This is a genomic window from Pseudomonas sp. TE24901, from assembly GCF_054058375.1.
This window is the reverse complement of the sequence record NZ_JBSSAF010000018.1, coordinates 75,938-100,452: the sequence shown is the minus strand read 5'-3', so window position 1 is coordinate 100,452 and position 24,515 is coordinate 75,938. Positions and strand designations below refer to the sequence as shown.

Below are 24,515 nucleotides of genomic sequence, written 5' to 3'. Positions count from 1 at the left end.
GACGTTACCTCAGGGTTTGCGCAACAAATAGGTGTCCATGATCCAGCCGTTGGCCAGGCGCGCGGCCTTGCGCACCCGTTGAATCTCTTCTGCCACATCAGCCACCTTGCCGCTGATCAGGATCTCGTCCGGCGTGCCCAGGTAGGCGCCCCAATAAATGTCCAGGTCCTGATCGGCCACGGTACGATAGGAATCTTCGGCGTCGAGCATTACCACCAGGGTGTCGGCGTCGCTGGCCTGCCCTGCTGCCAAGCGGCGCCCGGTGGTGATCTCGACGGACTTGCCAATGCGGTTGAGCGGCACTTTGTGCTGCGCTGCCAGGGCCTGCACGCTGGTGATGCCGGGGATCACTTCGAATTCAAAGGTGCAACGGCCACTGGCCAGGATCGCCTGCAGGATCCGAATGGTGCTGTCGTACAGCGCCGGGTCGCCCCAAGCCAGGAATGCGCCCACTTCGCCGTCGGCCATTTCCTCATTGATCATGCGTTCGAAGGTCTGCTGCTTGTCGCGGTTCAGGTCCTGCACGGCGGTGGTGTAGTCGATATCACCGCGCACACGCTCGGGGCAGTCGGCCTCGACAAAGCGGTAGCCGGGCTCGGTGATGTAGGTCTCGCAGATCTCGCGGCGCAGGTCGATCAACTTGTCCTTGCTCTGGCCCTTGTCCATCAGGAAGAACACGTCGGTGCGGTTGAGCGCCTTCACGGCCTGCATCGTGATGTAGTCAGGGTTGCCGGCGCCAATGCCGATGATCAGGATGCGTTTCATGGGTTGCTCTCATTGCGGGGCGTGGATTTTGCCATGTTCGCGGGGTCAGGCGTGAGTTTCCAGGCGCAGGCGCCACACGCGGTTGAAACGCAGCTCGGTGCATGACAGCGGCTCGACGTCGACCCGGTAGAACATCGACAGCGGCAACTGCAGCACGTGCAACAACGCGGCACGGATCACAAAGGGATGGGTAACGGCCACGACATGCCCCGGTTGGCTTTCCAGGGATGTCATCCACTGTCCAACCCGCAGGCAGATCTGGTCCACCGACTCGCCACCGTGGGGCGCGCTGGCGCTGTCGGTGAGCCAGGCACTCATGGCTTCATCGTCCAGTTGGTCGATGGCCTGGCCTTTCCAGTGGCCAAAATCGCCGTCGCGCAAGGCGACTTCTACCTGTGCGTTGTCACCGAACAAGCCAGCGGTCTGCCGGGCCCTGGCTTCCGGCCCGCAGATCAGGCGGTGTTTTTTCGGGTAGCGACCGGCCTGGGATAGCGCCTCACGCTGCCAGTCCAGCACGACAGATTCGTCATCGGAAAACCGCCCCTGCTTCTGCGCCCGCGTGGCGGCATGGCAGATCAGGCTTAAACGGGTGGTCTGCATCACAAATTCACTCTGTTTCGGCGCGCAGTCAGCGTAGACTGGCAAAGTTGTTTCAACATGTTACAACGAACATGAAACAGGAAGCCGGTTCGAAGCCGGCGCGGTCGCGCCACTGTATTCGGCCCCACAGCCGTAAGCCAGACCCTGTTTCAGCTCCCTTTGCTTTCCATTTCGGGACGCGTCATCCCTGGAGGTTTTCATGGCTAATACCGCTGCAACCCACCCTGATGTCTATGTGCCAACGATTCCCCTGGGCGAAATCCTCCCCTGGGCGATCTTCGGCGGCCTGCTGTTGATGCTGGCGATCTACTTCGTCGGCGCCGAGCAAGGTGCCACAGCGGTTTTCAAAGGCATGTACGTGCACGAATTCGTCCACGACGGTCGCCATCTGCTGGGCTTTCCCTGCCATTAATCAACAAGAGAGACAGGACATGACAGGGCAATTACTCGTTCGCGGGATGCTGGTAGGCCTGCTCGCCGGCGTATTGGCATTCGGCTTCGCCAAGACCTTTGGTGAACCGCAAATCGACAAGGCCATCGCCTTTGAAGACCAGATGGCACAGATGCACGGCGATGCGCCGGAAGAAGAACTGGTGAGCCGCGACGTGCAAAGCACCTTCGGCCTGTTCACCGGTGTGGTGGTGTATAGCGTTTCCCTGGGCGGGATTTTCTCCCTGGTGTTTGCCTACGCCCTGGGCCGCATCGGCAAGGTCGGCCCCCGTGGCCTGGCGGCACTGCTGGCGTTGGCGGCGTTTGTCACCCTCATCCTGGTGCCCGGCCTGAAATACCCGGCCAACCCGCCATCCGTGGGTGACCCGGAGACCATCGCCCAGCGCACCCAGCTGTTCTTCCTGATGCTGCTGGTGTCGGTAGCGGCCGCGGTGATCGCGATCAACGCCGCACGCAAGCTGATTGCCCGCCGTGGCGTGTGGGCCGGGGCAATCCTGGGCGTTGCGCTGTACATCGTGATCGTGTCGGTGGCCGGCAGCCTGTTCCCGGTGATCAATGAAGTGCCGGAGCAATTCTCGGCCGTGCTGCTGTGGAAATTCCGCGTCGCGTCCCTGGGCATCCAGCTGGTGCTGTGGACCACCCTGGGCCTGGTGTTCGGTGCGGTGGCCGAGCGTTTCTTGAGCCAGCCACGCGCACGCTTGAACTCCTGAGCTAGATTCCGGGATGGGCCAGGTAGAACACCTGATAGCCCGTCCCGGGATGCGTCACATCCAGTGCCTTGGCCGACAAGGTGATGCGCACCAAACGCCAGGCTTGCACATCCAGCGCCAGGAACACCGCGAAGGTGTCACGGCTGTCCGCCACTTGCAGGTTGCGCACTTTCTCTTCAGCCAGTATCGCGGCCCGATCCGCCCCCGGTGCCAGTGGCCACTCTTCCCGATACAAACTCAACGCCGCCTGCGCCGGCCCACGTTGCACATCCAGCGGCAGCCAGCTTTCGATATGCGGGCGGCCGAAACTGTCGAGCACTTTCTGGAAGCGTGACCCCAGCAGAAAGTCGGCGGCCTGCAACGGGTCGGACCACAGGTACACCGACGCATACACGTTGCCGCCCTGCTCCTGAGCGATAAACGCCTTGAACAGCAGCCCCTCGGCGTTATCCCACAATGGCCCCAATTGCGCGGCACGCCGGCGAATCACGCCCATGTCGTAGTCGGCGGGCAAACGGTGCGAATACTGTTTGGCGAACATACAAAAACTCCTGTGCAAGATGAGGTTCCAGCTTGCGCAGCCGCGATGATTTCAACAAGATATGAGCCGATATATGTGCGATAAGGAACCGATATGGCTGACGCACCCAAACCCCTGGATATCGACACCGTGCACGCGTTCGTGCTGGTGGCCGACTTCACCAGTTTCACCCGCGCCGCCGAGGCGCTGGACACCTCCCAGGCCGCCATCAGCCTCAAGCTCAAGCGCCTGGAGGAACGCCTCGGTTATCGCCTGCTGGAACGCACGCCCCGGCATGTGCGGCTGTCGCCCCAGGGCGAGCAATTCATCGTCGCCGCCCGCGCCCTGCTCAACGCCCACGAGCGCGCCTTGGGCGACATGGCCGCCCAAGTGCAACGACGTCTGGTGATCGGCATCAGCGACCACGTGGCCGGGCCCGACCTGCCGCTGTGGCTCAGCCGCCTGGCGGCCTACGACCCGTTGGTGATCCTCGAAGTGCGCATCGCCTCGTCCCGCGACCTGGTGGCCGCGTTCGACCGCAACGAACTGGACGCCGTGATCGTGCGCAACGAAGGCGACCGCCAGGACGGCGAAGTCCTGGCCGTGGAACGCTTCGGCTGGTTCGCCGCCCCCACTTGGCAACACCCGCCAGGCACGCCACTGCGCATGGCGACCATGGCCGCACCGTGCGGGGTTCGCCACCTGGCCACCCGCGCCCTGGACGAAGCCCACATCGACTGGACCGAGGTCTTCGTCGGCGGCGGCGTAATGGCCGTGGGCGCCGCCGTGAGCGCCGGCCTCGGCGTCGCCGCCCTCGCCCATCGCGTGGCCCCGCCCGGCGCGGTGGACGTGAGTGCGCAATTTGGACTGCCCGCATTGCCCGTCAGTGAAGTGGTGCTCTTCAGCCGGATCAGCGATGCACGTTCGCGGGAAACCTTGCGCGCGCTGAGTGCAACCTTTCGGGGGGTTCTACAACGCTGAACCCGCCACCCGGTTTTACCTGCCCGCGGAGGCATCAACCAGGTCTGCCTGATTCACCGAGGTGCCTGCATCGCAGACAAGCCACTCTGGGCGCACCAGGTGCGCAACGCCTTGGCGACGACCACGTTGGCGCGGCCGGAGGTCAGCAACAGCCGCCAGTCGCGGGCTTCATCATGCAGGGACCACGAGGCCCAGCACATTCCGGTAGAGAAGCGGCCGCCGAACCAGGTGGGGTTATCCACACCGGCGGCGACCAGCATTCGCATGGGCAATACGTTCGGGACGTCGGTCAAGCCGCAACGTCCCTGAGCATCAGGCCGCGCTGGCCAGGGCCCCTGACGCCTGCGTCACCGCCGGGTGGCTGCTGGCGACGAAGTCTTCCTTGCGCAACACCACCAGGGCAATCAACGACACCACACCGGTGGCCACGTAGAAGTACCACGGCGAGGTGATGTCGCCCGTCACCTTGATCAGCCAGGTGGAGATCAGCGGCGCGCTGCCGCCGAACACCGCCACCGGCACGTTGTACGCCACGGCAATCCCGGTGGAACGAATACGGGTGGGCAGCAGCTCGCTCATCAGCGCATAGGTGGACGACGCATACAGCCCGAACAGGATCGCCACCGCCATCAACGGCGCAAAGAACGATGCCGGTGTGGCCGTGGGTGCCGACTTGAACAGCCAGAACATCGCCAGGGTGGCCAAGGTGCCGATCACCATCAGGAACGGCTTGCGCCCGTACTTGTCGGTGAACGCCCCCCCGAACGGCATCACAAACGCCGCCGAGAAACTCGCCACGAATACGTAGAGCAAAGTGGTGCCGCTGTCGAACTTGAGGATCTTGGCCATGTAGGTCGACGCGAACGTCAGCACCAGGTAGAAGATCGAGCTGTGCAGGGTGATGATAAAAAACACCAGGGCAATCGCCCGCTTCCACTGCCAGACCTCACGCAGCGGCGCGCGGGAGGTTTGCCCGGCGCGCTGCAGGGCGAGGAACTCGGGGCTGTCTTCAAGCTTGAGGCGGATGTACATGGAGATAAAGCCCAGCGGCGCGGCGATCAGGAACGGCACGCGCCACGCCCACTCCTGCATCACGTCGGCGCCCAGCACCCATGTCATGCCGTTGGCGACGGCGCCGCCCAGCAACAGGCCCAGTACAGCAGTGACCATCAGCCAGCAGGTGGCAAAGCCGCGTCGGCCGGGGCCAGCGTACTCGGAGATGAAACTGGTGACCGTGCCGATCTCGCCACCGGCCGAGAAGCCCTGCACGCAGCGCACCAGGATCAGCAGGATTGGCGCGGCGATGCCGAGGGTGGCGTAGGTGGGCAACAGGCCGAGCAACACCGTGGAACCGGTCATCATCACCAGCGCCATGATCAGGGTCTTGCGACGGCCGATCTTGTCGGCCAGCGGGCCGAAGAACAGCCCGCCCAGCGGCCGGATGAAGAAGCTCAGGGCAAACGCGGCGAAGCTTGCCAGCAGGCTGGTGGTGGGGTCATCGGAGACAAAAAACGCCTGGCCGATGTACACGGCGAGAAAGCCGTAGACGCCATAGTCGTACCACTCGATCAAGTGGCCGGAGGTGGCACCGAGAAACGCACGGCGCCGCTTGCGGACCGTGTCTTGCGCGTGAATGCCCATTGAAGGGACTCCTTGTCTGTTATCTATCCATGGAAAACGGGTTCAGCGAACGGCGGCGATACTCCCTGCTTTCAACAGCTGTCGCAAGTCGGTCTTGAGGATTTTGCCGTAGCTGTTCTTCGGCAGCTCATCGCGGAACAGGTATTTCTTGGGTTTCTTGAACGAGGCCATGCGCTCGAGAAACCAGGCAGTCAATTCAGCATCGTCCAGGGCCTGACCGCTGCGGGTCACCACAAACGCCACCACCGACTCGCCCCACTGCGCGTCCGGTTCGCCCACCACGCACACTTCAAACACCTCGGGGTGCTGGGCCAACACTTCCTCGACTTCACGGGGGTACACGTTGCTGCCGCCGGTGATGATCACGTCCTTGGAACGGTCCGTGAGGGTCAGGTAGCCAGCCGGGTCGAGAAAACCGATATCGCCGGTCAACAGCCAGCCGTCTACCAAGGCTTGCTCGCAAGCGTGGGGGTTGCGCCAGTAGCCTTGCATTACCGTGGCACCGCGCACGGCAATTTCACCGCGCTCGCCAGTGGGCACCGGCTGGTGCTCGGCATTCAGAATGCGGATTTCCACACAGGATTGCGCGTGACCGACGGATGCGGCCAGGGTCGCCCAATCCGGCCGCTGGCGGTCGGCGATCAGTGCGCGCGGCAGCACGCTGATGGTCATCGGGCTTTCGCCCTGGCCGTAGATCTGTACAAAGCGCGGGCCGAAGGTGTCCAGGGCTTCGCGCAGGTCCGCCAGGTACATCGGGCCGCCGCCGTAGACGACGGTCTTGATGCCCTCGCCGGTATAACCCTGGCGCCGTGCCTGTTCGACCATGCGCTTGACCATGGTGGGCGCGGCGAACAACGAAACGTTGCCCAGTTCAGCCGCGAGCCCGAACAGCTCGGCGGCATCAAAGCCGCCCGAGGCCGGCACCACGTGCCGGGCACCGCAGCGCACGTGGATGAAGTTGTAGAGCCCCGCGCCATGGGACATCGGCGCGGCATATACCACCGCATCATCGCCACTCACCGGGTCGACATCGGTGGGGTAACACAGCGACATCGCCATGAGGTTGCCATGGGACAGCATCACGCCCTTGGAGCGCCCGGTGGTGCCGGAGGTGTAAAACAGCCAGGCGAGGTCTGAGTCCTGGCGTGGCACCGGGTGTTCCAGGGTGGGCCATGGCCGTGTCGGGGGCAGCACGTGGCCGTCCAGCTCCTTGCAGCCTGTAGGCAGGTCGCGTGAGGCAAACACCCTGCCGCCATCGGTGAAGATCAGGCGCGCTTCAGCGTTAGTCGCGATCCACGCGGCTTCGGTCGGGTGCAGCTTGGCGTTGATCGGCACCGCGACCGCGCCCATCCACCAGATGGCGTAGAGCAACTCCAGGTAGTCGCCGCTGTTTTTCATCAGCACCGCCACCGCATCGCCGGGCCCCAGCCCGTGCTGGTCCACCAGGCAGGCGGCGCGTTGGCGGGCATGGGCGGCGAAGGCGGCGTAGTCGGCGGTTTGCCGCGTACCGTCGAACAGCGCAGGGCGTTGGGGGTCGCGGCGTTGGGTGTCATGCAGCCAGTTGGCAATGTTCATGGTTCAGCAACGCCGCGCATGGAGGACCGAGGCATAGTTGGCGACCGCCATCCCGCCCATGTTGAACACCAGACCGAACTCGGGGTTGGGCACGGCCAGGCCGATGGGTTCGCCGGTCAATTGGCGGAACGCCAGGGCATGCATCGATACCCCGGTGGCCCCCACCGGATGCCCCTTGGCCTTGAGGCCACCGGACAGGTTCACCGGCAAGCGCCCGCCGGCGCGCACTACGCCGCTGTCGAGCACGCGATGGCCCTCGCCTTTGGGCGCCAGACCCATGGCTTCATAGATCAGCAATTCGGCGATGGTGAAGCAGTCATGCACCTCGGCAAAGCTCAGGTCGGCCAGGGTGATGTTCGCCCCGCGCAACGCTGCGTGGATCGCCCGCTGCGGGCCTTCAAACGCGAGAATGTCGCGCTGGGCGATGGGCAGGCAGTCGTTGACCTGGGTCATCGCGCAGATCTGCACGTCACGGCGAAAGGCACGGGCGCGCTTGGGCGAGGCCAGGATGATGGCGGCGGCGCCGTCGCTGATCAGCGAGCAGTCAGTGAGGCGCAGGGAGTCGGCCACAAACGGGTTGCTCGGCGACACGTTGTTGCAATGCTCGAAATCCATCACCCGGTGCATCTGCGCCAGCGGGTTGGCCATGGCATTGGAGTGGTTCTTGGTGGCGATGGCCGCCATCGACGCCAGCGGGCAGTGATAGCGCTCCGCGTATTGTCGGGCCGCACGGCCAAACAGCTGCGGAAAACTCAGGCCGGCTTCTGCCGGGTCATTCTGGTAGCCGGCGCCGGCCAGGGCCTGAGTGACGGCCGCCGTGGAGGTGTGGGTCATCTTTTCGGCACCGACCACCAGCACCAACTCGGCGCTGCCGGACAGGATCGCGTTCACCCCGGCCTGGATCGCCGCCGAGCCGGATGCACAGGCGTTTTCGCAGCGCGTGGCCGGCTTGAAGCGCAGCCCCGGGTCGGCCTGCAGCAGCAGAGAAGAGGCAAAGCCGTCAGGCACCAGCCCCGCGTTGAAATGCCCGAGGAACACCGCATCGATCTGCGCGGCATCGATGGCCGCATCCACCAGGGCTTCACGGGTGACTTGCACGATCAGGTCTTCAAGGGTGGTGCCTTCCAGGCGACCAAAACGCGAATGACCGGCGGCAACAATGGAGACGCTTTGAGCAGTCATAATCAATTTCTTCTGTTTTTGGTGCGTACATTCCCTACAATGCCCCACCACTGGTCGCTCGCCAATTCGTGTAACTACTTACACGGATAAGTAGCCTCCAGGTGAGAAAAACAACGAGGCAGGATGCCTGATGACCGTGTTTACCCGGCAATTTCCCGACATCGAACGCCTGGCGTTCCAACGCTCCCCCGCACCGCAGCTGGTGACCAGTCACCGCGTGATGGTCGACTGCAATGAAGCCTTCCTGCAGTTGTTCGGCTACCCGCGCGAGGCCCTGCTCAACCAGTTGACCCTGTTGATCTACCCGTCCCAGGCCGACTACCACGCCATCGGCAAGCGCAGCCACGACTGGCTGCTCGACAGCGACAACGGTTTCTACTCCGACGAGCGTTTCATGCAGCACAAAAACGGTGAAGTGTTCTGGGCCAAGTCCCATGGCTACACCCTCACGCCCGAGGACCCGTTCAAGCTGATGATCTGGCACTTCGAACGCCTGGACCGCGCCCACCAGGGCACCGGCGACCTCACGCCACGGGAGCGGGAAATCGCCCTGTTGATCGTCAACGGCTACAAGTCCAAGGAAATCGCCCTGCGCCTGGCGATCTCCCATCGTACGGTGGAAGTGCACCGCGCGCGGCTGATGAAGAAGCTGCAGGCCAAGACGGTGGTGGAGCTGGTGTCGAAGATCATTCCGACCAACTGATAGAGCTGAACATCAAGCGCGGGTGAACGCCGTTGACGGTTTTTTCATGTTTGGCCCTCTATGATGCAGCCCTTCGTTGGGGAGTAACCGGCTTCTGACCCGTTCAGAAGCGTTCGTATCAACATATTCGGCAACCTGCCGTGGTACGAACACCGTTGTGGTTGGTGAGACCAGCGACATATCCATGCCAGAAGTCGGGCGTGTGGGTGTGTCGTTGACTCATGCAGCCCGACTGGAAGCCTGACCGTGAACCCCATTTCCCTGATTCTTCTCGCCCTGGCCATGTCCACGGACGCCTTTGCGGCGGCCATTGGCAAAGGCTCCAGCCTGCACAAACCACGCCTGACCGAAGCCCTGCGCGCCGGCCTGATCTTTGGTGTGATCGAGGCCATCACGCCGATGATCGGCTGGGCCATCGGCCACGCTGCCACTCGTTGGGTTGAACAGTGGGACCACTGGATCGCCTTTACCCTGCTGGTCGCGCTGGGCCTGCACATGATCTACAACGGGTTCAAGGCCGAGGATGAAGAGGTCGAGAAACCGACCCAGCATTCATTCATGATCCTGGCCGTGACGGCGTTTGCCACCAGCATCGATGCCCTGGCCGTGGGCGTGGGCCTGGCATTTGTCGACGTGAATATCCTGGTGGCCGCAGCGGCCATTGGCCTGGCGACCATGACCATGGTCACGATCGGCATGATGCTCGGGCGTGTGCTGGGCACGGTGGTGGGCAAGCGCGCCGAGATGGTCGGTGGTGTGGTGCTGATGCTGGTGGGTGCGACGATTTTGTATGAGCACTTGTCGGCCTGAACCAAACACATAACAGGTGTGGGAGCGGCGGTGCGACGATTCGACTTGCTCGCGAATACGGTGGATCAGGTGACAAATCTGTGACTGATACACCGTATTCGCGAGCAAGCCCGCTCCCACAAAAAGCATTTCCCACTCGCTCAAATCAGGCCGCGTGGCTTTCCTTTTTCAGGCTCTGCATGTCGATGACGAAGCGGTATTTCACATCGCCCTTGAGCATCCGCTCATAAGCTTCGTTGATGCCCTGGATATCGATCATCTCGATGTCCGAGACGATCTTGTGCTTGGCGCAGAAGTCGAGCATGTCCTGGGTTTCCTGGATGCCGCCGATCAACGAACCCGCCAGGCTGCGGCGCTTGAAAATCAGGTTGAACACCGCCGGCGACGGGTGTGGGCTGTCGGGTGCGCCAACGAGGGTCATGGTGCCGTCGCGCTTGAGCAGGCTGATGAACGCATCAAGGTTGTGCGGCGCGGCGACGGTGTTGAGGATGAAGTCCAGGCTGTTGGCAACCTTGGCCATTTCGTCCGAGTTCTTTGACACCACCACCTGGTCGGCGCCCAGGCGCAGGCCGTCTTCGCGTTTGTTGGGCGAGGTGGTGAACAGCGTGACGTGGGCGCCCATGGCATGGGCGATTTTCACCGCCATGTGGCCCAGGCCGCCAAGGCCGACCACGCCGACCTTCTTGCCCGGGCCGACCTTCCAGTGGTGCAGCGGCGAATAGGTGGTGATACCGGCGCAGAGCAACGGTGCCACGGCCGCCAGGTTGGCATCGCCGTGGGAGATGCGCAGCACGAATTGTTCCTTGACCACGATGTTGTCCGAGTAACCCCCGAAGGTGTTCTCACCCCCGAACATCGGTCCGTTGTAGGTGCCGGTAAAGCCGTTTTCGCAGTACTGCTCTTCGCCCTCGGCGCAGGATGCGCAGTGCTGGCAACTGTCGACCATGCAACCGACACCGGCCAGGTCGCCCACTTTGAACTTCTTCACATTGGCGCCCACCGCCGTGACGCGGCCGACGATTTCATGGCCCGGTACCGAGGGGTACAGGGTGTTGTTCCATTCGTTGCGCACGGTGTGCAGGTCGGAGTGGCAGACCCCACAGAAGAGAATGTCGATCTGTACGTCATCAGCCCCCGGCGCGCGGCGCTCGAAGGTGTAGGGCTTGAGGGAATCCTTGGCGTTCTGGGCGGCGTAGCTGTAAGTCTTGGCCATTTCGTTCACCTGTGTGATCTGACGTTGGAGGTCAGTGGACCAGCATAGACGCTGAACCGTTCAACCGAGCACATCCGTACAAGCCCTTCGTCCGGTTTGGCGCAATAGTGCGACGTAATGCTTTCACCCCACCCTCCCAGGAGTTTTCCATGAGCACATTCGTTGCCAAAGACGGTACGCAGATCTACTTCAAGGATTGGGGCAGCGGCAAGCCCGTGCTGTTCAGCCACGGCTGGCCGCTGGATGCCGATATGTGGGAATACCAGATGGAATACCTGAGCAGCCGGGGTTTTCGCACCATCGCGTTCGACCGTCGCGGCTTCGGGCGTTCGGACCAGCCGTGGACCGGCAACGACTACAACACCTTCGCCGATGACATCGCCCAGTTGATCGAACACCTGGACCTCAAGGACGTGACCCTGGTGGGCTTCTCCATGGGCGGCGGCGACGTGGCGCGCTACATCGCCCGCCACGGCAGCGCCCGCGTGGCCGGCCTGGTATTGCTGGGCGCGGTTACCCCGCTGTTCGGCCAGAAACCGGATTACCCACAAGGCGTGCCCACCGCCGTGTTCGACGGCATCAAGGCCGGGTTGCTCAAGGACCGCGCGCAGTTCATCGCCGACTTCAACACGCCGTTCTTCGGGATCAACAAGGGCCAGACCGTCTCCGCCGGCGTGTTGACCCAGACCTTGCAAATCGCTTTGCAGGCCTCGCTCAAGTCCACGGTGGATTGCGTCACTGCGTTCTCCGAGACGGACTTCCGCCCGGACATGGCGAAGATCGACGTGCCAACCCTGGTGATTCACGGCGATGGCGACCAGATCGTGCCGTTCGAGACCACCGGCAAGGCCGCCGCCGAGCTGATCAAGGGCGCCCAGTTGAAGGTCTACAAGGATGCGCCGCATGGTTTTGCGGTCACCCATACCCAAGCGCTGAACGAAGACCTGCTGGCCTTCCTGAACCGCTGATCCCCTGCCGCCACGGTGCATCTGATGCACCACGGCGATCTTGTAGTGAGCGAGCTTGCTCGCGCTGGGTGGCGCAGCCGCCCTAATCCCTGCCACCGCGGTGTACCTGATGCACCGCGGCGCGGGGCAAGCCCGCTCACTACAAGCTGGGTGTCACACGCCGATGCCGGTAAACGCCGCGACGATTTCATCGATCACCACCCGCACCCGTGCGGTGTGGCGCAGGTCAGCGTGGGTCACCAGCCAGACGTCATAAGGCAAGGTCCGGGTCCGCTCGGGCCAGACGCGCACCAGCCCGTCGCGCTCGCCGGTGTCCACTGGCAATTCACCCAGGCCAATACCGGCGGCGATGGAACGGCGCACCAACAGGCTGGACCCCACCGCCGCCACAATGCGCCCACGTCCCAGCGGCTCGTTGACCAGCGCCAGGTCTTTCTGGCTGTGCAGGTGCGGGTGATAGACCACCAGGTCGTGGCCTTCAAACACGCTGCCCGGTTCAGGCACGCCGTGACGGTCGATGTAACCCTGGGACGCAAACAACCCCACCGGCCAGCGAGCGATGCGCCGGGCAAGCAGGTCGGGGTTTTCCGGGCGGGTGTTGCGCACGGCAATATCGGCTTCGCGCTTGGCCAGGCTGAGGATCTGGGTGGTGGCGTCCAACTGCACGCGCACGTCGGGGTGCTTGTCGTGCAGGCAGGCGATGGCCGGGATCAGGAAGTCGATGGCCAGGGAATCGGTGGTGCTGACCCGCACGGTGCCGGTCAGGCGGTCATCCAGGCCCTGGATCTGGCGCTCAAGTTCAATCGCCGAGCGCTCCATCTTTTCCACCGACAGCAGGGCCGCCTCGCCCACCGCCGTCAGCGCATAGCCTTCGGACGTGCGCAAAAACAACGTCGCGTTCAAGGACTTTTCCAGGGCATTGACCCGTCGACCGACCGTCGCCTGGTCCACCCCCAACACCCGTGCGGCCCCGCGTAAGGTCGACTCGCGGCACACCGCCAGGAACACCCGCGCATCATCCCAGTTCATATACACCTCCCACGATGCATATATGCATCAGTGGCTTGCCAAATCGCAGCATTATTGCATCAAAGATCGCCGTTATGCTGGGCGCCATGGAAACACCACTGAATCAATGACCGCGCCTTGCGGTCCCACCCCATACGTTCACCGTTACAGGATTCGCACCATGACCCTGCCAGCACAGATGACCCTGATTGAAATCACCACCCCGGGCGGCCCCGAGGTACTCAAGCCACGTCAGCAGCCCGTGCCCTCCCCGGCACCGGGCGAAATCCTGATTCGCGTGCACGCCGCCGGGGTCAACCGCCCCGACGCCTTGCAACGCGCCGGCACCTACCCGATGCGCCCCGGCATGAGCCCGTTTCCTGGGCTGGAAGTGGCCGGCGAAGTGGTGGCGTTGGGCGAAGGTGTCAGTGCATACGCGATTGGCGACAAGGTCTGCGCCCTGACCAACGGCGGTGGCTATGCGCAATTCTGCGCGGTACCGGCCGGCCAGGCCCTGCCCGTTCCCGACGGGATGGACTGGGTACACGCGGCCGCAATCCCGGAAACCTTCTTCACCGTCTGGGCCAACCTGTTCGGCTTGGGTGGCGCGCACAAAGGCCAGCGCGTGCTGATCCACGGCGGCACCAGCGGTATCGGCACCACCGCCTTGATGCTGTGCCGCGAGCTGGGCATCCAGGCCTTTGCCACGGCCGGCAGCGAAGATAAATGCGCGGCCATCCGTGCCCTGGGCGGCGAGGCCATCAATTACCGCGAGCAGGATTTTGCCGAGGTCATCGCCCAGAAAACCGAGGGCCAGGGCGTGAATGTGATCCTCGACATCATGGGTGGCTCCTACTTCAACAACAACCTCAAGGCCCTGGCCATGGACGGCCGGCTGGTGATGCTGGGCTTCCTCGGCGGTGCCCGGGCCAATGACGTGGACCTGCTGACCATCCTCGGCAAGCGCGCAGTCGTTACCGGTTCACTGCTGCGCCCGCGCACCGGCGAGGAAAAAGCGGCAATTGCCGCCCAGCTGCGTGAGCACGTATGGCCGCTGCTGTCGGCCGGACGCTGCCTGCCGATGATCGACCAGGTGTTCGACTACACCGCGGCCGACCAGGCGCATGCGCGGATGGAAGGTGGGGATCACATCGGCAAGATTGTGTTGCGGGTTATCTAACACCACCGTCACCCACCTGTGGGAGCGGGCTTGCTCGCGAAAGCACCCTATCAGTCACTCAATCACCGACTGATCCACCGCCTTCGCGAGCAAGCCCGCTCCCACATTGTTTTGAACATCTGTGCTTCTACAGGTAGGCGGGATAATCGGTATACCCCTGCTCCGAGCCCCCGTACATCCCTTCCACCCGCAGTGGATTCAACGGCCAGCCATTGAACAGCCGCTGCGGCAGGTCCGGGTTGGCGATGAACGGGCGACCAAAGCCGATCAAGTCCGCCAGCCCCGCCTCGACCAACCGCGCACCGCGCTCGGCGGTGTAGCGGCCGGCGTAGATGATCCGCCCGCTGAAGGTATCGCGCACATCACGGCGGAACGTGTCCGGCAGTTCCGGGGCATTGTCCCAGTCGGCTTCGGCGATGGACACGTAGGCGATTCCCGCCGCCTCCAACACCTTGATCGCTTCGAGGTAGGTGTAATGCGGGTCCTCTTCCACCAGGCCGATGTACACGCGGTCCTGGTCGGTGCCGCTGAACAAGGGCGAGAACCGCACGCCCAGGCGCTGCGGGCCGACCACCTCACTCACGGCAGCGACGATTTCACGCAGGAAACGCAGGCGGTTGTGCACCGAGCCGCCGTATTCGTCGTCACGGGTGTTGGCGTGCGCCGAAATGAATTGGTTGACCAGGTAGCCGTTGGCCGAATGAATCTCCACACCGTCAAAACCCGCCGCCATCGCGTTGCGTGCGGCCTCGGCATACAGGCGGACCAAGTCCTTGACCTCCTCAGTCCTTAGCGCGCGAGGAACCGGCGGTTGCACCAACTCCCCGGCCCCCGGCGCGGTTTCGATAAAGGCTTTGACCTGCTGGGGCTGGAGAGCCGACGGCGCCACTGGGGCCGCTCCCTCTGGCTGCAGGCCGTGGTGAGACACGCGCCCCACATGCCACAGCTGGGCAAAGATCACCCCGCCTTCGCTATGCACGGCATCCGTGACCTTACGCCAGCCCCCGACCTGCTCCGGCGTGTAGATGCCCGGCGTCCAGGCGTAGCCCTGGCCACGGGGTTCGATCTGCGTGCCTTCACTGACCATAAAGCCCGCCGTGGCGCGCTGGCGGTAATACTGCGCCATCAGGTCGGTGGCGATATCACCGGGTTGGGCGCTGCGTTGGCGGGTCAGCGGCGGCAGCACAATACGATTGCGCAAGGTATGGCCGCCCAGCGTGACCGGGGTGCTTAAAATGGGGTCTGTCATGGGAGGTTTTCCAAATCCTGGACGAGCAAAAGCATTGGCGACTCCTGGGAGTCGCCAATCAATAAGGGGATTAATTAAATTACGCGGTGAGTTTGAGCAGGGCCTTGGCCACGTCACTGGAGCTGCCAGGGTTTTGCCCGGTTACCAACGTGCCGTCCACGATCACGAAGGATTGCCAGTCAGCGCCCTTCTCGTACAGGCCGCCCAGTTTCTTGAATTCGTCCTCCACCAGGAACGGCACCACATCGGTCAGTTCCACGGCGGCTTCTTCCGAGTTGGAGAACCCGGTCACGCGACGGCCCTTGACCAGCGGCTCACCGTTGGCGGCCTTGACATGGCGCAACGCACCCGGCGCGTGGCACACGAAACCGATAGGCTTGCCGGCCCGCTCGAACGCCTCGATCAGGGCGATGGAGGTGGGCGATTCGGCCAGGTCCCACAGCGGGCCGTGGCCGCCGGGGTAAAACACCGTGTCGAAGTCGGCAGCCTTGACCGTGTCCAGCTTCACGCTGTTGGCCAGGGCCTGTTGCGCAGCCGGGTCGGCGGCGAAGCGGTGGGTCTGTTCGGTCTGGAAGTCCGGCAGGTCGCTGACCGGGTCCAGCGGCGGCTGGCCACCGGCTGGGGATGCCAGCACGATCTGGGCACCGGCGTCCTTGAACGCGTAATAGGGTGCAGCAAACTCTTCAAGCCAGAAGCCGGTCTTGCGGCCGGTGTCTCCCAACTGATCGTGAGAGGTCAATACCATCAATACTTTCATTGTCGAGTGCCTCGGGATGAGTGTGGGTTGAAGCTTAGGAGCCGGGGGGTGTTGCCACAACGTCATATCCGCAAGGTTTTCGGACATGCCCGATGGCAGTTGCCGTTTGCCCACCCGCCGCCGACAATCCCCTCCTTGCCATGCCCCTTGGAGAATAACGATGCACAGTGTTGCGCTGCTGGTTTACCCAAATTTCGAATGCCTGAGCCTCAGCGTGGCCTCGGTGTTCGAATGCGCGAACCTGTTGCAGGGCGAGCCGGCCTACGAATTCCACCTGGTGTCGGAAAACGGCGGCGCGGTGATGACGTCCCAGGGTTTCTCGGTGAATACCACGCCGATTCGGCCACAGGGCTATGACACATTGATCGTCGGCGGCTACATGGAGTTCCGCCTGCCGGAGGCCAGCCTGCTGGAGCAGGTCAAGGCCGCTTCGGCCCAGTCGCGGCGCGTGGCCTCGCTGTGCATGGGCATTTTCGTGCTGGCCGACGCCGGCCTGCTGGAAGGCAAGCGCACCACCACCCACTGGATCCACGCGCCGGCCTTTCGCAAGCGTTATCCGCATATCCAGTTGGAAGAAGACAAGTTGTTCGTGGTGGATGGCCAGGTGTGGACCGGGGCCGGCATGAGCGCCGGCGTGGACCTGGCACTGGCCATGGTGGAGAACGACCTGGGCCACGACCTCGCCCGGCGCATCGCACGCAAACTAGTGATCGCCCAGCGTCGGGGCAGCGAGCAGTCGCAGGTGTCGGCCCTGCTGGAACTGGACCCCAGGTCCGACCGCGTGCAACTGGCCCTGGCCTATGCCCGCGAGAACCTCACCCACGACCTGTCGGTGGACGCCCTGGCCGATGTGGCGCGCTTGAGCCCACGCCAGTTCAGCCGGGTGTTCCGCGAGGAAACCGGGCAGACGCCGGCCAAGGCCATCGAGTCGCTGCGGGTGGAAGCCGCCCGGGTGCTGATGGAAACCAGCCGCCACCCGGTCGAGGTGGTGGCCCGCGAAACCGGCTTCGGTGATCGCGAGCGCATGCGTCAGGCCTTCCTGCGGGCCTTCGGGCAACCGCCCCAGGCCATGCAGCAGGTGTTCAGGAGCTAGAACGCCTAGCGGCAGTGGTAAGGGCTTTCGCTCTTGAGTTCTTCGCCGGTGTGAAAGTCGCGGATGGTCACCGTGGCTTTCGGGAAGTTGCTGCAGAACGCGTTGCGCGAGGAGTAGATCGCACTGCCATGGCTGGTCATTACCATCTTGATCGGCTGCCCATTGGCGTCCACCGCCGTGACGTTGTAATCGCCGGACATCGTCACGCAACCGCCCAGGGTCAACAACATCGCGGCACTGACAAGCATTTTTGGCAAAGGGAACAAGCTCATTTCGCTTCCTTGTGAAATTCAGGGCCAGAGCGGCCGACGAGTCTAGGAGCTAACAAGCTCGGCTAAGTTCAACCTTATCGTCAACCCTCTCCCGGCTGGTAGCCGAACAGCGACTTCACCTCCAGGTAATCCTCCAGGCCGAACACCCCCCACTCGCGCCCGTTGCCCGATTGTTTGTAGCCACCGAACGGCGCGCCGTTGTCGGCCTTGCTGCCATTGAGATGAACCATACCAGTGCGCAAGCGCCGTGCCACGGCCTGCGCCCGTTCCAGGCTGCCGGCACTGACATAGCCCGACAGACCATAGGGGCTGTCATTGGCGAGGGCGATGGCGTGTTCTTCGCTGTCATAGGGGATGATCACCAGCACCGGGCCGAACACTTCCTCACGGGCGATGGGCGAGTTCGGGTCGACATCTGCGAATACCGTCGGCCTTGCGTAGAACCCGGTGGTCATACCTTCGGGCCGCCCCACGCCGCCGCACACCGGTGCAATGTCCACGCTACCCAGCAACGCCTGTACCCGTTCGAACTGCGCCTGGTTGGCCAAGGGGCCCATGGCGCTCGCTGGGTGGCTGTCGACAAAGCAGATGCCAGCAGCGACGTCCCGGGCAATCGCCACCGCACGGGCCTGCAAGGCACGGGGCACCAGCATGCGCGTCGGCGCATTGCACGACTGCCCGCTGTTGCGAAAACAACTGCTCACGCCATGGCGCACAGCGGCGTCCAGATCAGCATCGGCCAGGATCAGGTTGGCCGACTTGCCGCCCAATTCCTGGGACACCCGCTTGACCGTATCCGCCGCTGCCTTCGCCACCGCAATGCCCGCACCGGTGGAACCGGTGAACGACACCATGTCGATACCGGCATGCCGAGCGATGCCGTCCCCGAGGGTCGGCCCATCACCATTGACCAGGTTGAATACCCCCTTGGGCACGCCGGCCTGATGCAGGATGTCCGCCAGCAACATGGCCGACAGCGGTGCTTTTTCACTCGGCTTGAGTACCATGCTGCACCCTGCCGCCAGGGCCGGGGCGAGCTTGCAGGTGAGCTGGTTGAGCGGCCAGTTCCACGGCGTGATCAAACCGCACACGCCGATCGGCTCGCGGCTGATCAGCGTGCTGCCGTGGAGTTGGTCAAAGGCATAGTCCTTGAGTACCTCATGGGCGCGCTGCAAATGGCCCAGACCTGCCGGGACGTGCGCGCTGCGGGCCAGGGACAACGGTGCGCCCATCTCCTGGTGCACACACTGCGCCAGCGTTTCGCTGTGTTGGCGGTAGCCGTCGATGATGGCCGCCAGCAGGTCCAGGCGCTGTTCGCGGGACCACTGCGCGTAGCCGTTGAATCCTCGCCTGGCCGCCGTCACGGCACGGTCAAGGTCGACGGTAGTGCCCAGGCTGATGGTCGCGATGGTGCGTTCGGTGGAGGGATTGATCACCGGCAAGGTTTCACCGCCCGACGGTTTGACCCAGGCACCGTCAATATAGAAATCCAGGCTGTTCATCGGGTGGCCTCAAGGGCGTGGCCCAAGGTGTTGAAAACCAGCGCGACCTGTTCTTCGTCGATGATCAACGGTGGCGACAGCACGATGTTTTCCCCGGAAGCCCGTACCAGCACACCGGCGTCGAAACAGCGCTGCGCCACCTCGCCCGCCCTGGCGCCCGGGGCACCGTCGCGGGGTTTGAGTTCGACGGCACACAGCAAGCCGATGGCGCGCACGTCCTGCACCCACGGGTTATCACGCAACCCCAGTGCGGTGCGCTGCCACAGCGGCGCAATCTGCTGCACACGGGCATTGATGCCCAGTGCCCCATGCACCTCCAGGGTGGCCAAACCGGCCGCGCAGGCCAGCGGATGGGCGGAATAGGTGTAGCCATGCATCAGCTCGATGGCCTGTTCCGGGCCTTGCATGAAAGCCTCATACACCGTGCCGCTGACCAGCACACCGCCCATGGGCACGGCACCGTTGGTGAGCCCTTTGGCCAGGCACATCAGGTCTGGCGTCACACCGAACGCCTGGGCGGCGAACGAATGCCCCACGCGCCCGAAGCCGGTGATGACCTCGTCGAAAATCAGCAACAATCCATGGCGATCACACAGCTCGCGCAGCTTTTGCAGGTAGCCCAGTGGCGGTGCATACACACCACCGGAACCGGTGACCGGCTCGACAATCACCGCCGCCACAGTGGCCGGGTCGTGGACCTCCAGCAGTTGCAGCAGCGCATCGGCATAGTGCGCACCCTGCTCCGGCTGACCGGCGCTGAACCGCGAACCCGCGTCATAGGGCAACGGCAAGTGCGCCACGTCACCGAGCAACGGGCCGAAATCACGTTTCTGCCGGCCGATCCCTGACACCGACAACCCGCCAAACCCCATGCCGTGATAGCCCTTGGCACGGCCGATTAACTTGGTCCTGCGGCAATCGCCCCGGGCCTGGTGGTAGGCACGGGCGATCTTCAGCGCAGTGTCCACCGCTTCGGAACCGGAGTTGGTGAAAAACACCTTGTCCAGGCCGGCCGGGGCCGTGGCCACCAGGCGATCGGCCAGGGTCAGCGCGGCCGGGTGGCTCATCTTGAACGAGGACACAAAATCCAGGCGCCCCGCCGCTTCACGAATCGCCTCGACGATCTGCGCCTGGCCATGCCCGGCATTGACGCACCACAGCCCGGCCATGGCATCCAGCACCTGGCGGCCTTCAGGCGTGGTGTAGTGCATGCCGGCCGCGCGGTCGAACAGCATCGGCTGGCGATTGAACGGGCGCATCGCAGTAAACGGGGCCCACAGGGATGAGGTCATGAGGTGTACTCCTTAAAGCTGGATGCGCGACCCGCTCAGGGTCGGACGTTGCAGGCTGCCGGCGTTGGTGTTGACGCCACGGTCGAAGCGCAGACGACCGTCCTGCAGACGGCAGCTGACATGGTCACCGAAGGCCGTTTCGACAAAACGCCAATCCATGATCAGCGCCCCCTCGGTGGACCAGCGTGCCTGGGCGATCACCGGGGTCTGTTCCGGCTGGTATTGGTGGTGCAGGTAGTTACCGGTAAGGCTGGTGAGCGTCTCCAGCGGCTGCTGGAAACCGGCGCGCACGTGGTGAGTGCCGCGATGATCCACCAGGGTGAAATCGCAGTGATCGCCCTGGAAATCAAAGGCGATTTCGCGCACGCCGTCTTCGTTTGGCTCCATGGCGAAACGGCCTTGCAAGCCCTGGCTGGCCGGCGAAGTTTTCAAACCCTGCAAGCTCGGCAAACGCAGGCCGTCGATCAGCGCCTCCAGTTGTGCCTGGCTGGCCTGGGCATCAATGGCCGTGCGGCCCAACGCCGGGAACAGGTGCTGCCACAGCGCCGCATGCAAGCGTTTCTCCCCCAGGCGCAGGCCACTGGTGAAGACAATCACCGTGTCCTGGTCCGGCAGTACCATGCAGTGCTGGCCAAACACGCCCGAGGCGTAATAGCCGCCGTGCTCGGTCATCCACCACTGGTAGCCGTAGCCTTCGCGCTGGGCCTCATTGGCCTTGTTCTTGTCACGCGGCAGGTATTGCTTGCCGTCGAACTCGCCCATCCACACGTCTTCCACCTGGTTACGCGTGGCATCGGCCACCCAGTGTGGCGATAACAGCTGGCGCCCCTGCCACTGGCCCCGGTTGAGGTGCAGCACGCCGAATTTCAGCGAGTCTTCACTGGTGCAGCTCAGGCCATTGCCCCCCGAGTTGAAACCACCCGGGGCCAGGTCCCACTCCAGGTGGTCAAGCCCCAAGTCATCGAGCACGCGCTCCTGCAACAGCGCCTGCATCGTTTGCCCGGTGACTTGGGTCACGATGGCCGACAACATGAAACTCGACGCGCTGCTGTAGATGAATGACTGACCCGGTGGCTCATCCACCGGCTCATTGAGGAATGCCTCGACCCAACTGCTCTGCAGGTTGCGCCAGTCGCCGCCGGAGATTCCGCGAGAGTGACCGGTGCGCATAGTCAGCAGGTCTTCCACGGTCATTGCCGCAAGGTTGGCGCTGATGGGCTGCGGGCAGAGTTCGGGGAAGAAGCTGACCACCTTGGCATCCAGGCTCAGGCGGCCGTCGTCGATCAACAGGCCGATGGCGGTGGCGGTCCAGCTCTTGGTTGCCGAATGCTGCACGTGCAAGCGATGGGCCGAATAGGGCTGCCAATAGGCCTCGACCACCACGGCGCCTTGGCGATACAGCAGGAAACTGTGCAGTTCAAGGCCGATATCGGCGACGGCCTGGAGGAAGTCGACAACACCGGCGGGATCGACGCCACGGTCGGCGGGCAAGGCCCTTGGCAGCGGGATGTAGGTCATGATGGGTCCTCGAAAATGTTTTTATATTTCAAATAATGCAGATAAAGATTTATTCGCAGCGGCCCAGATGTATTTGAGCCCTCTATAATTCAGAATTTCCGGGTATCCTTGCCCTCCCTGTCACAGGAACGATCACGCGCCATGTCCCCACTCACTTCGCTGCAGACCAAAGTCGCCGGTCAGATCCTGGCCGCCATCACCAGCGGTGACCTGCAACCCGGTTTGCACCTCAAGGAAGTGGAGCTGGCCCAGCGCCTGGGCGTATCGCGCTCGCCGATCCGCAGCGCGCTGGTGTACCTGGCCGAACAGAAGGCCATCGAGCCGCTGCCCCAGCAGGGCTATCGCGTGCCGCTGGAAGCGGCCGATGGCCTGGTGCAACAGTTCACGCAGTTGCATAACGAAGAGGACGAGCTGTACACACGGCTGATTGACGACCGGCTGAACCAGGTGCTGCCCGATCAGATTTCCGAAAGCGACCTGCTGCGCCGCTACGGCGTCGGCAAAAGCGTGTTGCGCCGCTGCCTGCTGCGCCTGTCGGACGAAGGCGTAATGCAACGCAAACACGGCCACGGCTGGCAGTTCCTGCCGACCCTGAACAGCCCGCAGACCCGTTTCGAGAGCTACCGCTTTCGCATGCTGCTGGAGCCTGCGGGGTTGATGGAGCCGACCTTCAAGATCAACCCCGAACAATTTCGCCGCTGCCGCGAACGCCAGATGGAACTGCTCGAAGGCAAGGTCGATGGGCAACGCTTCATCGAGTACAACGCCGAGTTCCATGAACTGCTGGCGGCGGCATCGGGCAATGGCTACCTCCTGCAAGCCATCCAGCAACAGAACCGCCTGCGCCGCCTGACCGAGTTCCACACCGTCAACAACCCGGAGCGGGTCAAGGTGTCGTGCTGCGAGCACCTGGCAATCCTGGATGCGCTGGAGCAAGGGGATAACGAGTGGGCGTCGACGTTGTTGCACCGGCATTTGGATGTGGCGAGCAAGTTGCGGGTGGCCAGGAACAAGGGCTAATGACCTTGCCGCCGTGCGGGGAAACCGAGCACGCTGGCCGAACGCAGGTTTGACTGCAGCAACGGATACGCACACCGAGAGACCGTTATCGCAGGCAAGCCAGCTCCTACATTTGGACCGAGCACACCACATCCCGCCCGTCGTCATTACCAGAGCGCCACGGTGTAGCCAACAATCACCCGGTTCTCATTCATGTCCCGGAAATAGTTGGCCTTGCTCAACCCGTTGCGCCAGCGCAGCGACACCCCCTTGAGCGCTCCGGACTGAAACACATAGCCCAGGTCGATATCCCGCTCCCACTCACGTCCCTCCCCCGCAAACCCCTTCACCTCGGCCTGGTCGCCCTTGGCCCACCGCGTGGAAAACGTCAGCCCGGGCACCCCGAGTGCCGCAAAGTCGAAGTCATAGCGCGCATGCCAGACCCGCTCGTTGGTCTGGGAAAAGTTGCTCAACTGGTACTCGGAAAACAGGTAGGTGTTGGTGCCATCCACGTAGGTGAACGGCGTCTCCCCGTACTGTTCCTGATAGCCGCCACCGAAGCTGTGGCCCTTGTAGCTGAACATCGCCCGCGTACTCAGCGCACGGTTGTCCACCTTGCCGGCCAGGCCGGCGCCGGACTTGTCGGCGTCGAAGTAGCGGATATCGGTCTTGAGCGTGCCGCCGCCCAGGGCAAAGCTGTTTTTCACGCCCACGAAGTGCTGCTGGTAGATGTCTTCCAACTGCGCAAAGTGGTAGCTGAGAGTCATCCCCGGGGTGAGCTTGTAATCGCCACCGGCAAAGCGGAAACGATCACTCTTGCCCGTGCTTTTGTAGGCGCCGTTCTGGCTGGTCAGCGCCATGTCTTCGTAGTCGGTGGACTCGCGCTGCCTGGTCTGGTCGATCTGCCCGCCGATCAGGGCCAGCCCGGCGATATCGGTGGAGGTCACCTGGGTACCGCGAAAGGTCTGCGGGAACAGACGGCTGGTGTTGGGCTGCAAGGTCGGCAAGTCGGGCAGCAGGTAGCCGCTGCGCAGTTCGCTCTTGGCAAAGCGCACCTTGCCGGTCACGCCGTATTTGGAATATTCGTCATGGGCGCGCTTGGCGTAGCTCGGTTTGCCCGGCGTGGCGTCGTTGTCCCGGGACAACAGGCCCGAGCCGGAACGATCCGGACTGGAGTCGAGCTTCAGCCCGAGCATGCCGACCACGTCGATACCCAACCCCACGGTGCCCTCGGTGAACCCCGACTTGAGGTTGAGGATGAACCCCTGGGCCCATTCCTCGCGCTTGGATTGCCCGGCGTCTTCACGGTAATCGCGGTTGAAGTAGTAGTTTTTCAGCTCCAGATCCGCCTTGCTGTCCTTGATGAAGTCCGCCTGGGCGGGGGCGCACAGCAGGCCCCCGCTCACGAGGCCGGCGCCCTTCAGGATCAGGTTGAGCGTGTTGTTATGCATGGTCTTGGCTCCTGGCAGTCGTTGGGAGTGAGTAGGTCTTATTGTTTTTCTGGGCACGACGTTCCCCATCGCGCAG

24 protein-coding genes, 1 pseudogene and 2 riboswitches are annotated in these 24,515 nt (G+C 63.4%); of the genes and pseudogenes, 9 read left to right on the top strand and 16 right to left on the bottom strand.

What is annotated here, in order from left to right; translation table 11 throughout:
• Positions 1–9: 9 nt before the first annotated feature.
• Together cobF and ACVWVP_RS27750 are read right to left on the bottom strand one after the other, a co-directional pair.
• Positions 10–765, bottom strand: coding sequence for a precorrin-6A synthase (deacetylating) (cobF, locus tag ACVWVP_RS27755; protein WP_178919715.1), 756 nt, complete (start codon positions 763–765; stop codon positions 10–12).
• 45 nt (positions 766–810) lie between these two features.
• Positions 811–1,365, bottom strand: coding sequence for a histidine phosphatase family protein (locus tag ACVWVP_RS27750; RefSeq protein WP_457409186.1), 555 nt, complete (start codon positions 1,363–1,365; stop codon positions 811–813).
• A gap of 52 nt (positions 1,366–1,417) precedes the next feature.
• Positions 1,418–1,563: riboswitch (adenosylcobalamin (AdoCbl) riboswitch) on the top strand.
• Position 1,564: 1 nt separating this feature from the next.
• Between ACVWVP_RS27750 and ACVWVP_RS27745 the strand changes: the two genes are divergently transcribed.
• Together ACVWVP_RS27745 and ACVWVP_RS27740 are read left to right on the top strand one after the other, a co-directional pair.
• The gene (locus ACVWVP_RS27745; RefSeq protein WP_065905961.1) at positions 1,565–1,777 is read left to right on the top strand and encodes a CbtB domain-containing protein; all 213 of its coding nucleotides are present in this window, start codon (positions 1,565–1,567) and stop codon (positions 1,775–1,777) included.
• 19 nt (positions 1,778–1,796) lie between these two features.
• Positions 1,797–2,525: a CbtA family protein gene (locus ACVWVP_RS27740; protein WP_457409184.1), complete on the top strand. Its 729-nt coding sequence runs from the start codon at positions 1,797–1,799 to the stop codon at positions 2,523–2,525.
• Position 2,526: 1 nt separating this feature from the next.
• On the opposite strand, the gene ACVWVP_RS27735 is transcribed toward ACVWVP_RS27740, so the two are convergent.
• Positions 2,527–3,066 (bottom strand): DUF4865 family protein, encoded by a 540-nt coding sequence (locus ACVWVP_RS27735; RefSeq protein WP_178919712.1) that lies wholly within the window; start codon positions 3,064–3,066, stop codon positions 2,527–2,529.
• A 93-nt stretch (positions 3,067–3,159) separates the two neighbouring features.
• Between ACVWVP_RS27735 and ACVWVP_RS27730 the strand changes: the two genes are divergently transcribed.
• Positions 3,160–4,026, top strand: coding sequence for a LysR family transcriptional regulator (locus ACVWVP_RS27730; RefSeq protein WP_178919711.1), 867 nt, complete (start codon positions 3,160–3,162; stop codon positions 4,024–4,026).
• An 83-nt stretch (positions 4,027–4,109) separates the two neighbouring features.
• On the opposite strand, the pseudogene ACVWVP_RS27725 reads toward ACVWVP_RS27730, so the two are convergent.
• The 4 genes and pseudogenes from ACVWVP_RS27725 to ACVWVP_RS27710 all read right to left on the bottom strand — a co-directional run.
• A pseudogene (locus ACVWVP_RS27725) lies at positions 4,110–4,226 on the bottom strand (iron dicitrate transport regulator FecR); the annotation flags it as partial.
• A 112-nt stretch (positions 4,227–4,338) separates the two neighbouring features.
• Positions 4,339–5,667 (bottom strand): MFS transporter, encoded by a 1,329-nt coding sequence (locus tag ACVWVP_RS27720; RefSeq protein ID WP_457409182.1) that lies wholly within the window; start codon positions 5,665–5,667, stop codon positions 4,339–4,341.
• A gap of 42 nt (positions 5,668–5,709) precedes the next feature.
• Positions 5,710–7,242 carry a class I adenylate-forming enzyme family protein gene (locus ACVWVP_RS27715; protein WP_457409180.1) on the bottom strand — a complete coding sequence of 511 codons (1,533 nt, stop codon included), beginning with the start codon at positions 7,240–7,242 and terminating at the stop codon, positions 5,710–5,712.
• Between the two features lie 3 nt (positions 7,243–7,245).
• Positions 7,246–8,424: an acetyl-CoA acetyltransferase gene (locus tag ACVWVP_RS27710; RefSeq protein WP_178919708.1), complete on the bottom strand. Its 1,179-nt coding sequence runs from the start codon at positions 8,422–8,424 to the stop codon at positions 7,246–7,248.
• A gap of 130 nt (positions 8,425–8,554) precedes the next feature.
• On the opposite strand from ACVWVP_RS27710, the gene ACVWVP_RS27705 reads away from it, so the two are divergent.
• Both ACVWVP_RS27705 and mntP read left to right on the top strand, forming a co-directional pair.
• Positions 8,555–9,127 carry a LuxR C-terminal-related transcriptional regulator gene (locus tag ACVWVP_RS27705; RefSeq protein ID WP_457409178.1) on the top strand — a complete coding sequence of 191 codons (573 nt, stop codon included), beginning with the start codon at positions 8,555–8,557 and terminating at the stop codon, positions 9,125–9,127.
• A gap of 66 nt (positions 9,128–9,193) precedes the next feature.
• A riboswitch (yybP-ykoY riboswitch) is annotated at positions 9,194–9,363 on the top strand.
• Positions 9,364–9,373: 10 nt separating this feature from the next.
• On the top strand, positions 9,374–9,937 hold the full coding sequence (gene mntP, locus ACVWVP_RS27700; protein WP_178919706.1) for a manganese efflux pump MntP: 564 nt from the start codon (positions 9,374–9,376) through the stop codon (positions 9,935–9,937).
• A 145-nt stretch (positions 9,938–10,082) separates the two neighbouring features.
• On the opposite strand, the gene ACVWVP_RS27695 is transcribed toward mntP, so the two are convergent.
• A complete protein-coding gene (locus tag ACVWVP_RS27695) occupies positions 10,083–11,150 on the bottom strand; it encodes an NAD(P)-dependent alcohol dehydrogenase (RefSeq protein ID WP_457409175.1) in 1,068 nt (355 codons plus the stop codon).
• A gap of 149 nt (positions 11,151–11,299) precedes the next feature.
• Between ACVWVP_RS27695 and ACVWVP_RS27690 the strand changes: the two genes are divergently transcribed.
• Positions 11,300–12,118, top strand: a complete 819-nt coding sequence (locus ACVWVP_RS27690) for an alpha/beta fold hydrolase (protein ID WP_457409173.1) — start codon at positions 11,300–11,302, stop codon at positions 12,116–12,118.
• A gap of 153 nt (positions 12,119–12,271) precedes the next feature.
• Here ACVWVP_RS27690 and ACVWVP_RS27685 read toward each other — a convergent pair whose 3' ends face one another.
• The gene (locus tag ACVWVP_RS27685) at positions 12,272–13,147 is read right to left on the bottom strand and encodes a LysR family transcriptional regulator (RefSeq protein ID WP_259174594.1); all 876 of its coding nucleotides are present in this window, start codon (positions 13,145–13,147) and stop codon (positions 12,272–12,274) included.
• A 160-nt stretch (positions 13,148–13,307) separates the two neighbouring features.
• Between ACVWVP_RS27685 and ACVWVP_RS27680 the strand changes: the two genes are divergently transcribed.
• Positions 13,308–14,306: an NAD(P)H-quinone oxidoreductase gene (locus tag ACVWVP_RS27680; RefSeq protein ID WP_457409171.1), complete on the top strand. Its 999-nt coding sequence runs from the start codon at positions 13,308–13,310 to the stop codon at positions 14,304–14,306.
• A gap of 127 nt (positions 14,307–14,433) precedes the next feature.
• Here ACVWVP_RS27680 and ACVWVP_RS27675 read toward each other — a convergent pair whose 3' ends face one another.
• Together ACVWVP_RS27675 and ACVWVP_RS27670 are read right to left on the bottom strand one after the other, a co-directional pair.
• Positions 14,434–15,555, bottom strand: a complete 1,122-nt coding sequence (locus ACVWVP_RS27675; protein ID WP_457409169.1) for an alkene reductase — start codon at positions 15,553–15,555, stop codon at positions 14,434–14,436.
• 79 nt (positions 15,556–15,634) lie between these two features.
• Positions 15,635–16,312 (bottom strand): type 1 glutamine amidotransferase domain-containing protein, encoded by a 678-nt coding sequence (locus tag ACVWVP_RS27670; protein WP_457409167.1) that lies wholly within the window; start codon positions 16,310–16,312, stop codon positions 15,635–15,637.
• A 160-nt stretch (positions 16,313–16,472) separates the two neighbouring features.
• Between ACVWVP_RS27670 and ACVWVP_RS27665 the strand changes: the two genes are divergently transcribed.
• Positions 16,473–17,405: a GlxA family transcriptional regulator gene (locus ACVWVP_RS27665; protein ID WP_178919699.1), complete on the top strand. Its 933-nt coding sequence runs from the start codon at positions 16,473–16,475 to the stop codon at positions 17,403–17,405.
• Positions 17,406–17,410: 5 nt separating this feature from the next.
• Here ACVWVP_RS27665 and ACVWVP_RS27660 read toward each other — a convergent pair whose 3' ends face one another.
• From ACVWVP_RS27660 to ACVWVP_RS27645, 4 genes are all read right to left on the bottom strand, one after another.
• A complete protein-coding gene (locus ACVWVP_RS27660) occupies positions 17,411–17,677 on the bottom strand; it encodes a hypothetical protein (protein ID WP_256732825.1) in 267 nt (88 codons plus the stop codon).
• Positions 17,678–17,757: 80 nt separating this feature from the next.
• Positions 17,758–19,179 (bottom strand): aldehyde dehydrogenase family protein, encoded by a 1,422-nt coding sequence (locus tag ACVWVP_RS27655; RefSeq protein ID WP_457409164.1) that lies wholly within the window; start codon positions 19,177–19,179, stop codon positions 17,758–17,760.
• Positions 19,176–20,471 (bottom strand): aminotransferase class III-fold pyridoxal phosphate-dependent enzyme, encoded by a 1,296-nt coding sequence (locus tag ACVWVP_RS27650; protein WP_259174588.1) that lies wholly within the window; start codon positions 20,469–20,471, stop codon positions 19,176–19,178. The genes ACVWVP_RS27655 and ACVWVP_RS27650 overlap by 4 nt, the downstream gene beginning before the upstream one ends.
• 12 nt (positions 20,472–20,483) lie before the next feature.
• Positions 20,484–21,989 carry a serine hydrolase domain-containing protein gene (locus tag ACVWVP_RS27645; RefSeq protein WP_259174587.1) on the bottom strand — a complete coding sequence of 502 codons (1,506 nt, stop codon included), beginning with the start codon at positions 21,987–21,989 and terminating at the stop codon, positions 20,484–20,486.
• 141 nt (positions 21,990–22,130) lie between these two features.
• On the opposite strand from ACVWVP_RS27645, the gene ACVWVP_RS27640 reads away from it, so the two are divergent.
• Positions 22,131–23,009: an FCD domain-containing protein gene (locus tag ACVWVP_RS27640; protein WP_178919695.1), complete on the top strand. Its 879-nt coding sequence runs from the start codon at positions 22,131–22,133 to the stop codon at positions 23,007–23,009.
• A 146-nt stretch (positions 23,010–23,155) separates the two neighbouring features.
• On the opposite strand, the gene ACVWVP_RS27635 is transcribed toward ACVWVP_RS27640, so the two are convergent.
• Positions 23,156–24,439: an OprD family porin gene (locus ACVWVP_RS27635; protein ID WP_259174586.1), complete on the bottom strand. Its 1,284-nt coding sequence runs from the start codon at positions 24,437–24,439 to the stop codon at positions 23,156–23,158.
• Positions 24,440–24,515 lie beyond the last annotated feature (76 nt).